The 13,478-nt window shown below is 43.6% G+C and carries 9 protein-coding genes and 1 pseudogene; 4 read left to right on the top strand and 6 right to left on the bottom strand.

Features of this window, described 5'->3' with window-relative positions; genetic code table 11:
* Positions 1-156: 156 nt before the first annotated feature.
* The 3 genes and pseudogenes from LFX25_RS00655 (at position 157) to yihA (ending at position 4,029) form a co-directional block, all read left to right on the top strand.
* Positions 157-2,040 carry a GAF domain-containing SpoIIE family protein phosphatase gene (locus LFX25_RS00655; RefSeq protein WP_406600466.1) on the top strand — a complete coding sequence of 628 codons (1,884 nt, stop codon included), beginning with the start codon at positions 157-159 and terminating at the stop codon, positions 2,038-2,040.
* Positions 2,041-2,060: 20 nt separating this feature from the next.
* Positions 2,061-3,364: pseudogene (gene tilS / locus LFX25_RS00650) on the top strand (tRNA lysidine(34) synthetase TilS).
* Positions 3,364-4,029, top strand: a complete 666-nt coding sequence (yihA, locus tag LFX25_RS00645) for a ribosome biogenesis GTP-binding protein YihA/YsxC (RefSeq protein ID WP_238731459.1) — start codon at positions 3,364-3,366, stop codon at positions 4,027-4,029. Before tilS ends, yihA begins: the two are co-directional and overlap by 1 nt.
* A 6-nt stretch (positions 4,030-4,035) precedes the next feature.
* Here the strand turns inward: yihA and LFX25_RS00640 are convergent, their stop codons facing one another.
* The 3 genes from LFX25_RS00640 to LFX25_RS00630 form a co-directional block, all read right to left on the bottom strand.
* Entirely contained in the window at positions 4,036-4,740 is a 705-nt protein-coding gene (locus LFX25_RS00640) for a hypothetical protein (protein WP_238728384.1), read from the bottom strand.
* A 113-nt stretch (positions 4,741-4,853) separates the two neighbouring features.
* Entirely contained in the window at positions 4,854-5,204 is a 351-nt protein-coding gene (locus tag LFX25_RS00635) for a PilZ domain-containing protein (RefSeq protein ID WP_238728383.1), read from the bottom strand.
* A 128-nt stretch (positions 5,205-5,332) separates the two neighbouring features.
* Entirely contained in the window at positions 5,333-6,271 is a 939-nt protein-coding gene (locus LFX25_RS00630) for an MBL fold metallo-hydrolase (RefSeq protein WP_238728382.1), read from the bottom strand.
* A gap of 49 nt (positions 6,272-6,320) precedes the next feature.
* On the opposite strand from LFX25_RS00630, the gene trmB reads away from it, so the two are divergent.
* Positions 6,321-6,974 carry a tRNA (guanosine(46)-N7)-methyltransferase TrmB gene (gene trmB / locus LFX25_RS00625; RefSeq protein WP_238728381.1) on the top strand — a complete coding sequence of 218 codons (654 nt, stop codon included), beginning with the start codon at positions 6,321-6,323 and terminating at the stop codon, positions 6,972-6,974.
* Between the two features lie 147 nt (positions 6,975-7,121).
* Here trmB and LFX25_RS00620 read toward each other — a convergent pair whose 3' ends face one another.
* The 3 genes from LFX25_RS00620 to LFX25_RS00610 form a co-directional block, all read right to left on the bottom strand.
* Complete coding sequence (locus LFX25_RS00620) at positions 7,122-10,715, bottom strand: tetratricopeptide repeat protein (RefSeq protein WP_238728380.1); 3,594 nt, start codon at positions 10,713-10,715, stop codon at positions 7,122-7,124.
* Entirely contained in the window at positions 10,712-12,337 is a 1,626-nt protein-coding gene (locus tag LFX25_RS00615; RefSeq protein WP_238728379.1) for an LIC10124 family lipoprotein, read from the bottom strand. Before LFX25_RS00615 ends, LFX25_RS00620 begins: the two co-directional genes overlap by 4 nt.
* A 151-nt stretch (positions 12,338-12,488) precedes the next feature.
* Positions 12,489-13,418, bottom strand: coding sequence for a FecR family protein (locus tag LFX25_RS00610; RefSeq protein WP_238728378.1), 930 nt, complete (start codon positions 13,416-13,418; stop codon positions 12,489-12,491).
* Positions 13,419-13,478 lie beyond the last annotated feature (60 nt).

Genomic DNA, 13,478 nt, shown 5'->3' with positions numbered 1-13,478 from the left:
ATGACCTGTGCATTCTGCTCAGAATTTAAAACTCCCGACGGAATGTTTCATGGAGGTCGCTTTTTTTGCAGATCTTGCGGCCGAGAATGGATTTTAGAAAAAAGGAAGAATCCAAGGCTGCAACCCCCAACGGATACGAGATTCAGCAACGAAGTTTTGCTCGAATTTCTTTCTCTTTTCAATACGAGTCCGAATTTAAATCACCTGTTGGAAAGTTTTACTTCTCTCGCCTTTTACAAACTCGGAATCCCGGGCGTAAGTGTGATGATCTACGAACCGAAGCTGGATCGTATGACCGTAATGTCGGTCAAAAACCAGAAAACTTCCCTCTCCAAAGTCGCTCTTCATTTCGAGATCAAAAAGGGAGAAGACAACGGAGCTTTGACCGAATGTATCGAAAACTGCAGATCGATTTATTACCGATTCGCCGATCAAAAACACAAACACTTCAAACAATACGCGCGACTGAACCGGACCGTCGCTTCTCTTGCGATTCCGATCCATCTCAACGGAGAGGTCTTAGGAATCATCTCCGTCGATTATAAAACGGACGATCCCGAGAAAGCGGAGAATGACCGGTATTTTCTGGAATTGATCGCGGCTCAGTTTGCGGTCACTTTAAAGAACCGAATTTTATTCGAGGTCTCTCAAACTCAATCCCGCAATTTCAGATCGCTCCATTCCGCAGCGTTGCGACTTTCCTCTTTGGGATTCAAATACAAGGTGGAAATTTTTCGCGTCATCCTTTTGTCTTTGACCGAGTTTTCGGAAAACGACCTTTATTCTCTCTTCGAATGGAACAGAGACAATCATACTTTGTTCGGACATTTTCTTACGGGGAATATCACAAGTCCTGAAATTAGAATGGACGTCGATTTAGCGAGACAGTCCACGTTTAAGGTTCGTATCCAAACGACAGCGGAGGAAAGAGAAGCCGCGGAAACGTTCAAAAAAAGAATCACAAGAAAAGAATTGGAACCGATCCCCGGAGAAATGTCCCTTCCTATGGATCGATACGAATTCTTTCTCAAAGAAGTTTTCGAACTCACCGAGTCCAAACTCGCTCTTTCCTCCGATTTTCCGGAGCTCGAAAAATTCGGAATGTTGGGATTGAATCTTGCGATTCTCCCCGTGGTTCATACGGACAAATCGGACATTGTAGTCATTCTCGGAAAAAGAAAAGGGCTTCAATTCAACGCCGAAGAATTAGAAGTTTTGAATGCATTTTCGATTCAAGCCGGAATATCGATCCAAAACTATCACCTCTTCGATCAAAGAGCCCAAAAGGAAAGACTCGATAAGGAAATCGAAATCGCGAAAGAACTCCAGAGATCGCTTCTTCCCCGCAAAATGCCCGAACATCCCGGATACGAATTCGCGGGAACAATGGTTGCCGCGAGAGGAGTCGGAGGGGACTATTACGATTTTATAACGGACCCGTTTAACACCGAAACGGTGATCTGCATCGGCGACGTAAGCGGCAAAGGTGTTCCCGCAGGAATCGTCATGGCGACCGTAAGAACCATCATTCATTCTCTCGTCCGAAAAAAGGTGAGCCCTTGGGATATCGTCAATACGGTAAACACTTACATCTTTCAGAATTACAACGATTCACCTTCGCCGCGATTCATGTCGATGACCGTTATCAAATGGGAAATGAACCGAAACGACTTCGCTTTCAGCGGCGCCGGACAAGGAAATCTTTATCTTTACCGCGCGGCTTCGAAAAAAATCGAAGAGATTGCAACGGGCGGTATCATATTGGGAATCGATCCGGACGTTTCCAAATTCGAAAATCTAAACCAATTTAGAATGCAGCCCGGCGATCTGTTAATCATGTGTACGGACGGAGTTTTAGAAGCTTCCGATCGGGACGGAATACAGTTCGAAGCGGAACGATTTAAGAATTCCATTCTCCGTTTTCAAACCGAACCTCTGCAGGCGATGTTGGATGGAATCGTTTCCGAGATCCGTAAATTTACGGGAAACCAAGAACAGATGGACGATATTACTCTTGCAGCAATCCGGAGGATCCGTTAAACCTGCATTTGCGAATTGCCATGAGAGATAAGATCTCCGAATCCACTCGAAAAATTTTCGAAACCGTATGGGAAAGAATTCTTCCCTTTCAAGAAATGATCCTTTCTCGTCCCGCGATTCTTTCGTATTCCGGCGGAAAAGATTCTTCCCTTTTACTTCATTTTTACTTTTGGCTCTGGGTCGAAAAAAAAATTCCCGCGCCCTGCATTTATCATTTGGACCATTCGATCCGTTTCAATCTGGAACAGGAAAAACAAATTCTTGAATATGCGGAAACCACCTTTCCGTTTCCGAGAATCTTTAAAAAAAAAACGTTCCACTCTTATCGCGTAAGTTAGGAAAGACACTCGAAGAGACCGGGAGGGCTTTTCGTTATAAGGATCTGGAACGAATTTCGGATCGTTACGAAGGGTATATCGTTACCGGTCATCATTCGAACGATTATTTGGAAACGATCCTATTGAATCTGATCCGCGGCGGAGGTTGGGGCGCTTTACGCACCTTGGGTTGGTACGAGAAGAATCGATTTAGACCTCTCTTTGCGTTTACAAAGGAAGAAATCAAAATCGTGTTACAAACGGAATTTTGGCCGGTGTTCGAAGATGAATCCAATCAAAGCAACGAATATCTTAGAAACAGAATTCGAAACGATATCGTTCCGTTATTGTTAAACGAAGGAGCCGATCCGGATCGGATTTATAAGAACTTTCACCGGATGGAAAGACCTGCAGCGCAACTTTTTTCTAAAGAAGCCGAAACAAGTCCCCAAAAGATTCCTTCTCATTTGAAAATCGATATCTGGGTTTTAAACGATCTTTCACGAAGAGAAAGAAAATTCTTCATCGACCGTTATCTGCGCTCGTTGAATCTGCATCCGATCACTCGAAATTTTTTCGAAGATCTTACTCATTGTCTTCAACGGGAGAATTCTTTCGGAATTGAAAATAAGGAAGCCTGGTTTTGGAAATCGACTTCTTCCGATTTGTATATCATTCCCAAAAATTCGGTAGCGTTAAAAGAATTTCGATTCGAGCCGAAAGAGATGATTCTTCGATGGAACGGAAACCAGAAAAAGATTCCTCCCGGATTGATTCCCGATTTATGCCCTCCCGGAGCCAAAATTCGCAAAAACGGGATGAGTATAGAAATTTCAGAAATTTTTAGACAGAAAGAGATTCCCGTTCCGGTTAGAAAAATGCTACCCATTCTTTACGGGGAAGGGAAAGTTGATGTGATCTGTCTGAGTCTTTGGGATACTAGGATAAGCGATATCGTAGCGGACAGAGAAGTTGAGATTTTACCTGACCTTCTGGAGCCCGGATGATGAGTGAGGATCCTCAGAAAAAGGACGAACCATTCTTCAAAGACGTAGAATTCAGTGCGTCTTACGGAGAAGCGAACAAGATTCCCGCTAAAGGGGTTCCGCAAATCGCATTCGCAGGCCGATCCAACGCGGGCAAATCCTCTTTGCTCAACGCGATTCTTGAAAGAAAATCCCTCGCAAAAGTTTCTTCCACACCCGGTAAAACAAAACTACTGAATTTCTTTTTTGTAAATCATTCCGTTTATCTTGTCGATTTACCCGGGTTCGGTTATTCCGCAAATTCCCACAAAGATCACGAAGCGATGATGGACCTTTTGATGGATTATCTGAACCTCGCAAAAGATCTAAAGTGTTTGTTCTTGGTTTGTGATTCGCAAAGAGAACTTCCCGAAGAGGAATTGGAATTGATCGGAACTTGTTTTGAACGGAACATCAAACCCGTTTTAGTCAGAACGAAGATCGATAAGCTCAACCAAAGCGATCTTTCCAAATTAAGAAAGAAAATGAAAAATATTCACGAATTATATCCGATGCTCGAAACGGTTCTTGTATCGAATAAGTCCGGAAAGGGTTTGCTCGAACTGAGAAAAATCGTGGATTCTTTGATTAGTGCGGTCGGAACTACGTCTGAAACTTATACGGAACGGATCGAGGAAATCTCTTAAATAAAATCAGGCTTTCTCGTCGAAAAGATTTCCGAGTTTATCGGAAGAATTCGCATTCAAAATTCGTAAACTCATCTGAGTTTGTTTATCCGTCAACTCCTGGAACGTTTCCATCGTATCCTCTAAAATCGACTTCAACTTTTCCTGATTGAGTGCCATTTCGAGTTTTCTTTTTCTTTCTTCTAACTCCGTTTTGCGGGTGGAATCGAAGCCCTTTTCTTGTTCGGCGCCTTGATTCTCCGTTTCAAACGTTTTTAGTTCGGATTCGATTTTGCGGATTTCGGAAAGAATCTGTTTTTCCTTATCCTCCAAACGCATCTTGGAAGAATCGGCTTTTTCTTCTTTTTGACGCGTTTCTTTTTCTCGGGAAGTTTCGGCGGATTCCGCAGATTTTTGATTATCCGGAATGATTTCGTTTTTGCGGGAAGATTCTTCGGACTTCTTTGCAGTGACCGCCTGAGTTTCACCGGAAACCGCGACGAGTTTTCCGTTTCGAAATTCGTAATGGATCTTCATATCCAGCGAACGAATTTCAGCCCGGTCTCTCATCGCTTCGGAGCGAAATTCGGCTACGTGCCCGAGTTCGTGCGAGATCACGTGAAGGACGGAAGTGGATGCGGGAGAACTCTCAAGTTGTCCGTGACCGATATAATGCAAAGATTCATCTCGTGGAATTCCGAGCTGCATTCTATGTTCTCCGCCGATTCTCATTCTAATACTAGTGTCGGCTTGTACATACCTAAGTTAAGGGTAGTATATAAAATATTTCTAAAATCGTTTCGATTCTTCGGAAAAAAAAGATAAAGAAATCGTAATAAACCCGTTTAATCAGTGGAAGCGATCTTATTCAGGATTTCAACGATGGCGGCGTCCGAAAGATCGTGAAATACGAGTCCGTATTTATACTTCTCTTGAACTAAATCCCTTCTGATGATATCCGCTTCGATTTCGACGGAAAGTATTGGAGACATAAACTTGACGCGTTCACCGAGAAGAATTTCTTCTCTAGAGCTAATCGAAGCTCCGATCATACTGATGTCTTCGAGATTTCCCAATATCTCATTCTTACCAAGAACCATCTTCACTAGGTTGTTCTTCTGAAAACGTTTATAAAAACGTTTATCATCCAACGCATCGCTAGCATTCTTTTTTTGTTGTCCCATCTCTGTGTGCATAGCCGATCCAGCATAACTCAAATAAAATGAAAGAAAAGAAAATTTTTACGAAAGTGCCGAATAACACAGTCTGATTTTCTTTAGAAGAATTCTTAAAAACGAAACGATCTAAATAAACCGGAAAGTCTTTAGAGAGAAAACGAATCGTTTTCTCGTCCCAACAAAACTTGCATCTTTGCGGAAGCGCCCGATTCCTGATGAAAGATTCTAAGAATGTCTTCGTCTTTGTGATCGGGTTCATGATGTGTAAGCACCAAACGTTCCACTTCCAATATTTCCCCGCAGCGAACGGCGACTTTTCCGGAAGTATGACCCCAACCCACTTTTTTTTCAGCTTCTTCAGAGCTGTATTGAGCGTCTATAATTAACATGTCCGTTTTGCCGAAGGACTTTTTGAGATCTTGGAATTCTTCCAAGTCTGGCTCCTGAACTTCCACGTCGGTACAGAATAGAAAGCTCTTACCTTCCTCTTCGAATCGAAATCCGGTACAGTTCCCCGGATGTCTCAAAAGAAACGGAGTGATTTGCACCGTGCCGATCCGAGCGCTTTGATTCTTTTCAAGAAGATGGAACGTTTTTTTAGACATCATCCCTGATAGTGGAAGAGGAAAATTTTCCTCATTCTGTTGTCTTTCAAATCGTTCCTGAAGATTGGGGATGGTAGAATAGAAGTGGATGTCGACGCCCGGAAAATATGCCGGTTTAAAGAACATCCAACCTTGGATGTGGTCCCAGTGTGTGTGAGTAATTAAGATATGAATCTTATCGCCGGGCTTCAATCCTTCCGCGAGGAGATCGTTGCCCAATTGTCGAATTCCGGAACCGCAATCGATGATGTAACGATCACCGGATCTAGCTTGTATATAAACGCACGTGGTGTTTCCCCCCACCGTGCGCGATAAAGACGGATCGAGTGAACTTAGGAATTCTTCCTCTGAAAACTTTCCGTTTTGCTGTTTGATTGCAGTATGGGCCGCTTTCAGAATTTTGAGGATTTTTTCCCTGTATTCCGATTCGCTCAGTGGGGTGGGGAGTGAGCCCCGTACGCCGTATAGTTTTACTTTCACTGTATTATATTAGACAAACAAAATGTGTAAAATTCTCTGACGATAAACCATGATCCAGGATCTCGAACAAAAGCTTTGGTCAATCGCAGGCGGTATTCCTTTCGCTTCGGAATATTTTTTGCAAGCCAGTCCTGTAAGGAAACTGAAAAAAGAAAATTTATTCTCAAAAGAGTTCGAGACATATTTTTTAGAGCTGGGTTCGGGTTGGGGAGAAGTCGCAATCTCCCTGGCACGTCAAAGACCGGACACCGGTTTCGTTTTGATGGAGAAGAAATTCGATCGAATCCGTCATACGATACGCGGAATCGAAAAGCATTCCCTCAAAAACGTGAAAATTCTCTGCGTTAACTTCAATTGGTTTCTGGAAGATGTGTTTGAGGAAAACACGTTTTCCGAAATTCTTCTGAACTTTCCCGATCCTTGGCCTAAACGAAGACATCATAAGAAAAGAACGATGAACGCCAAATTCTTGGAATCGCTTCGAGTCCTTCTTCCGGAAGGAGGCAAGTTTTCCTTTGCCACCGACTACGGTCCGTATGCGAGAAAGGCCATCCGTCTTTTCCGCGACTCGGAAGTTTTCCGGCCGGAAACCACCGAACTGAGATTGGAACGGAGTGAAATCCCCGTTTCCCACTTTGAAAGAAAAAAAAGGGAAGAAGGAAAAAGAATCTATTACATCGATCAGATCCTCCTCAAAAAATAATTTCCAAAAAACCGAAGGAAGCGGAATCGAAAAAAGTAAATTCCTAAAAACCGCGGAACGGTAAACGCATCCTCTCGCAAAAGAAAACGCCGAACTTTCAGAGGAAAATCCGGCGCTCGGTCGAATCGGAATTCTTCGTTGAACGTTTTAACGATACACCAAAGAATAAACCTTACCTTCCTCGTCTTTGAGAGGATAAGTCCAAATCGGTTTGCCGTCGATGCCGTAACGAATCGCTTTGCCCGATTTGAAAAGAACGATCCCGTCGTCCTTTTTACCCGGAAGAATCCCTTCGATGTCCGCTGCTTCCACCGTAAACGAAGTCGCTTTGAGCGAACCGGATTCGATCCGATAAACCTGTTTGCCTGCGTGGAACCAAAGATACGGGGAACGAACGACGAACTGTGAGGCGCTTTCGCTCGGTAGATCGATCGAAGAAACCTTGTCGTTATCGATGGAAACGATCTTTTTACCGGAAAGAAAGAAAAGTCCCGTTTCATACGAACCGAGATAACGAAGTTCTCCGCTTCCTTTTTGGGAAATCTTTTTTGCGTTCAAGTCCTTTAAGGAAGAGTCATATACTTGCGCTTGAATTCCCTCTTTTTGAGTTACAGAGAACAATGCTCCTGATTTGATAGCGGACCAGAACGTTCCTTCGAAGGCGATAGAACCGTTCAACTCAAGCTGATCCGAGTAACTATAAATCTTGGAAGTTTTTCCGGTAACGACTTCGACTAAAATGTTTTCACCGGAAAGATTCGCTTTTTTGATTTCGCCGTTCGGAAGTTTCGCGTCTCTCAAAACGATTCCGGTCTTTAAATCCATTACTTCGATTTTCTTTTCTGAAATTCCGATCAAACGTTTGTCAACGAGTAGGAATTTATAAGGAACGGAAGTTTGAATTCTCCATTGGCGAACGCCTCGGTCCTTATCCAAAGATTCCACGCTCGTGCCGTAATTTAAGATTACGGAATTGTTGATTAACAACGGAACTCCGATCAGTTTTCCTCTGCTTTGGTAGGATTGAAGAATTACCGGCGTATCCTCGTCGGCGATCACCAATCGTTCGGCTTGAGCCGCGTGCGGAGACGCAGGGAATTTTTCCGCGAGTTCTCTTCCCAAATCCAAAACTTCTTTTTTAAACGTAGGATTCCCCATTTTTGTTTTTTGTTCGGAAAGGATTCGAATCAAAGCGAAAAGATTTCTTTCGTTTCTTTCCAGATCGAGAGCCTTGCGGATTTCTTTTTCCGCCTGTTCCAGATCACCGCGTTTGTAATAGATATAAGAAATCTGATAATGAGCGTCAGAGAATTCCGGATTTTTCTGGATAATCTCTTTGAAGATCGTGATCGCCTCGTTATAGAGATTGTCGTTGAACAAAATGATCCCGATGTTGTACGGAGCGAGCTCGTTTTCGGAATCCTGCTGCATCGCGGTTTCAAATTCTTCCTTAGCGAGTTTTTTATTTCCGGAATGATACGTGGAAATTCCCTTTCCGATTCTCGCCGCAACGAAGTCGGTGTTTAACAGAAGCGATCGATCAAACGAATCGATCGAAGCCTCGTATTTCTTTCTTTGAAGATGTATGATTCCCATCTGATAATGGCTGTAATAGGAATCCGGTTTTTTGGAGAGAATCTCCTTGAATCCTTCTTCCGCTTTGTCGATCTCCCCTTTTCGGAGCAAGAACGCGTTGATCGCTTCTCTTGCCTGAAGATTACGGGTTCCCTGAGGCGGATTTTCCAACATGGAAATCCCTTTTTCCTCGTTTCCAAGCGCCAAGTAACATTCAGCAATCTTAATATATAAGGTCAGTTTTCCGGTTTTTTGGAAGGCTTCCTGATAAAGCGGGATCGCTTTTTCGTATTGATGCGAATCGAAGGCTCGGTTCGCCTTTTGAATGGTCGGAATTACGGTCGCGAATTTTTGGTTTTCTTGAATCGTCTTTCTTGTTTCCGCGATCTCGGGAATATCTTTGGACAACTTCTCCGCTTTTCCGATCCAATTCAACGCCGCGTCGTGATTGCCCTTTTCGTTTTCTTCGAGAGAAATCTTATAATACAACATCGCAAGACGGAAGTTGACCGCTTCGTTGCTCGGAAATTTTTTCTGAAGATTCTTATAAACCGTTTCGGCCTTTTCGTATTCCTTTTTATCCTCGTATGTTCTTCCTAAAACGATCGCCGCAGACGGATCGTTACCGGTGAGATTTTCGAGTTCTTTCGTGTATTGATTGGCGAGGGTTTGATTCTTTTGGGAAGAATAAAGACGAATCAATCCTTGAAGAGCCGGAATGTTCTGTTTATCGATGGAAAGGGCTTTTTTGAAATTCTCTTCCGAAGACTTAGGTTCGCCGGATACGAAATACAATCTTCCGAACGCATTGTAAACGGAAGGTTCTTCCGCGGAAGCCTTCTTCGCTTTTTCGTAAAAGGATTTTGCTCCTTTGAAATCGCCTTTTCGGAGATGTCGATCCCCTTCAAAGATTTGTTCGGAAACGTCGATGAACGCAAGGATTTGCTTTTTATCGGCTTCGGATTTTAACGACTCGACCTCTCTTCTCGCCGCTTTATAGCGATTTTCGGCGATTAAGAGAAAGACCAAGTTTGCCACCGGTTCCGCGAACGCGGGATCGAGTTCCTGCGCTCTTGTAAAATATACCAGGGCCTTTGCGGGTTCGCCAAGAGCCTTCATATTCAAACCCATTTGGTTTTGATAAACCGCGTTGTTCGGAAATACGGAGATCGCCTTTTCCAAAACGGAAACGGATTTTCGATAGTTGCCGGTTTTGTAATGTACGGCGGCGATTCCGGAAATCGCTTCCTGATAATCCGGTTTAAGTGCGAGGGAAGTTTCAAAAGACTTCAGCGCGGCTTCGTATTCGCCGGCAAGAATTCTCGCGTTTCCGAGAAAGATATAGGGCGCTGGATTTTTCGGATCGTTTTGAACCGCAGTTTGAAAATGAGAAGCTGCTTCCTTATAATTCTTTCTTCTCATCGCTTGATTTCCGTTTTCCAAAGCCGAAGCGACTCGGGTTACGGAAGCGGATTTTTTCGCGGACAACAACTCAGGATCGTTCTTTCTTGCTTCTTCGAAATAAACTTCGGCTTCTTCGTATTTTTTTAGCTGAACCGCCGCGTCGCCGAGCTGCATATTCAACTGAGCGGGAAACGCGAATTCCTTCACCGGAATCTTTTTTAAAGTCGCGTATGATTGTTCGAACTTACCTTGATTCTTTAAAAGAACCGCCTTCTTAAAGGAATAATTGTATTTCTCTTTAACGGGAAGGGATTCCAATTTTCCGTAAACTTCGATCGCGTCCTCGTTTTTTCCTTCAGCCGTATAAATAATTCCCAACGTAAGAAGAATCTGTTCGTTTTCGGGATCGACTTCGGTTCCTTTTCTGAGAGAAACAAGCGCATCCTGATTTTTACCGAGTTTGTATTCGGAAATTCCCGCGAGATAATAACCGGGCGCGGTAGGATACGTGTTTATGGCGAGGTTCGCTTTTTCAAGAGATCGATCGAAATTTCCTTTTTGGAAAAAGGAATTTCCTTCATTCAAAATCTTTGATACACGTTTGAGCTTTTCGCGGGCGGCGGAATCCTTTTCCATAATGGAATCCTGCGTTTGGGACTTTCGGAAATCCTTGCTCAAACAGTTGATGGTGAATTGTCCGCCGATCAGGACGATAACAGAAATTAATACGACATTCTTTTTCATGGAAATCAGACCTTTCATTTGTATCCCTTGTATTCGATCTTGAGGTTTCTAAGCGGAGAACGTTTCGAAAACTTTTCTCCTCGGGTAAGAACCGAAATTCTCCAGACGCCGCCGTTCGGTTCGAACTTATCTTCCAGAACTTTGGAATAACCCAAATACAGCCGGATGATTCCCTCTTTCGTATCCGTTACGATGCGGAAAGGGCGTCCGTCTTCTTTCGTTTCTTGTTTAAATTTATAGGTTCCGACGTTGTTTCCGGTGGATGGAAAGGAGTAAACGCTCAATCGTTCCTTTTCGTATTCCAAGCTGATCGTTTTTTTCGGTGTGTGAAACGAAATCGCAACGATTCCGGAATCTAGTTCGGAGCTGATGGGAAGGATTCCTTCCAACTCGAGATTTTCCGGAACAAACGGAGCGGAAAAAACCCCGTACCAACCCGGAGGCAAGGAGGAAGAAACATTCTGAAAATCTAATGTTTTTCCGGAAAAAGCCTGAAATCCTTTTTCGCCGGAAAGTTTCCAGAATTCGGGCTCGGAAACGAGATTGTCCGTTTTATACGGTAACGCGATTTCGGTGATCTTATCGGCTTCGACGATCAATTGTCCTTCGTAATAAACGAGAGGACCGTTTTCCGTATCGCGAACCAATTCAAGCTGCATCGCCCCCGGAGCAAGATTACTTCTGTAAAACGGAGTTTCCCCGGTTCGAAAGCCGTCTAACGCAACTTGGAGCGCCTCCGGAAAACTCAAAATTCTCAAACCGCCGAGAGTTCTATCCTCTTTCCACTCTTGATAAATGGAAACGGTTTGTCCCGAACGAATCTGCAAGGATTTGACTATATCTTTTTGTCCGGGACGGGTGATTTGAATCTGTTGCAAACCTTCCGGCAAAGGATAATTGCGAAAAGAAGCGATTCCGATCTTCTCACCCTGAAACGTAACTTCCGTATCCGCGGAAGAAGCACTGAAAGAAAGATAACCTTGAATCGATTTCTTAAGGATAGAATCGATCTCGCCGGAACTCAGAGATTTTTCCCAAATCGGGACCAAAGAAGACTTCGGATCCAGCGCGAGAACTCCCGAACCGTGTTTCAGATAATAAACTTGATTGGCCTGCAGATCATCCTGCATCTGAGGAGGTTGAAAGGAAGCGTCTACGGTTCCATATACGATTTCCTTAACCGGGTCGGTGATTTTTTGGGTTACTGCCCACTTTCCCGAGACTTCGCGGATATCGGTTTTGATCACCGCATCGACGTTCAAACGTTTCAGTTCTTGAGAAAGCAGGGAAGAATTCTTCCAGGACGTATCCGTTATGCGCACTTGCCTGCCTTTTACTTTAGCCCAGATCAGGCGGACCTCGTCGCTCAAAAACGAAGCAAGTTTCGGATCCATCTCCTTAGGGACGTTAATGGGAGCTAACGCGAAAATGGGAACGGTGTTCCCCGTTTTACGGATCTTATAGTCCGCATCGGAGCTTCCTCCCAAAATCGCCTCCTCCTCTTTGAGAGCCTTGAATACGGGCTCCTGCAAAACGGAATTGAAATTTTCGATTTTTTGAACGGAAGAACAATCTATAAGAATTAATAAAAATAGAATATAGAATACGAAGAGTCGTTTTGGGTTAAAAATAAATTTCATCGGAGTCAATAATTTTCTACCTAGTTGAATGAGAAATCCATTATAAAAACTTTCGGGGGATCGATCATCCGTAATTTTCGATGATCCGACTAAAAATAAAAAAACCGGGGAAATTTCCCCGGTTTATGCGGTGTTCAGGGTTGGCTGAAACTTAGAAAGTTTCTTTCGGATTTAATTTCAGCTTTTCCTTTTGTACGTCTTGTTGAACGTATTTGGTTTCATTGACTGCCTTAGCTGTCTTTGTCACTTCATCGGCGTTGTTGCGATTCGCTTCACGCTTTTGAAGTTCGGCTTTCGCCTCCTCGACGGAACCGGATTGACTCAATATTTTGAGTTCTTCGCTGGAAGATTTCAGTTCTTCCACGAGTTTTCCGTATTCGAAGGTTTCGTTTTTATGAAGAACGATCAATTCCTTCATTTCGGTCAAAGAATCTTTTTGAAGAGAACGAATCAACTTGTCCGTAAGTTTTTGATTCTTCTCGATTCTAAGTTCGCGATTCTTGCTAAGAATGACTTCGGACGATTCTCCTTTTTTAGAAACCGCGATTGTTCCTTCGATCACGGCAAAACGAACGGTACAATTTTCTTTCGCACAGTTGATTTTGGATCCTTCAGGACTTTCTACGGAAGTTAAGAAAGAAGTTCCTCTAACACCTGCAAGTGCGGTCGGAGTAGAAACGGTAAACTCGGTGCTTTTCTGACCTTTTTTAACCATGGTCACGATTTTTCCGTAGTTCACTTGAACGTTTGTATCCGATCCGTTCGGATTCATCAGAGTGGAAATTTCGATGTCGGAATTTTTGGACATCTTAATAATACCGCTGTCCGCAACCATGATCTCCGCTCCGCCGTTAGATCCGGTTACAACGCGATCGGTGGAAGCGAGTGCGGTTCCGAGTTCCGCTTTTTTCTCACCGGCATCGGAAAGAATTTTCACGTCGCCAAGAACCCAGACGATTCTCGCCGCTGCGGTATCGGATTCCGTTTTTACTTGGTCCGTACCGGACGATTTATTAGTGCTACAAGCGATGGATAACGTAAAAAATACGCACGTCACCGCAACCCATAGAGAACGATTCATATTAACCCCCGAACTTTAAAAAGATTGCATTCTAGACAACAGGCTTACAAGAAAAAAATT

The sequence above is a fragment of the Leptospira sanjuanensis genome (assembly GCF_022267325.1).
Taxonomy (GTDB): domain Bacteria; phylum Spirochaetota; class Leptospiria; order Leptospirales; family Leptospiraceae; genus Leptospira; species Leptospira sanjuanensis.
This window is presented reverse-complemented; position numbering and strand designations above follow the sequence as displayed.

Excerpts from the sequence above, each read along its gene's own strand:
- LFX25_RS00635 (WP_238728383.1), bottom strand. The coding sequence starts at position 5,204 with ATGCACACAGAGATGGGACAACAAAAAAAGAATGCTAGCGATGCGTTG.
- trmB (WP_238728381.1), top strand. The coding sequence starts at position 6,321 with ATGATCCAGGATCTCGAACAAAAGCTTTGGTCAATCGCAGGCGGTATT.
- LFX25_RS00610 (WP_238728378.1), bottom strand. The coding sequence starts at position 13,418 with ATGAATCGTTCTCTATGGGTTGCGGTGACGTGCGTATTTTTTACGTTA.
- yihA (WP_238731459.1), top strand. The coding sequence starts at position 3,364 with ATGAGTGAGGATCCTCAGAAAAAGGACGAACCATTCTTCAAAGACGTA.
- LFX25_RS00640 (WP_238728384.1), bottom strand. The coding sequence starts at position 4,740 with ATGAGAATCGGCGGAGAACATAGAATGCAGCTCGGAATTCCACGAGAT.
- LFX25_RS00620 (WP_238728380.1), bottom strand. The coding sequence starts at position 10,715 with ATGAAAGGTCTGATTTCCATGAAAAAGAATGTCGTATTAATTTCTGTT.
- LFX25_RS00615 (WP_238728379.1), bottom strand. The coding sequence starts at position 12,337 with ATGAAATTTATTTTTAACCCAAAACGACTCTTCGTATTCTATATTCTA.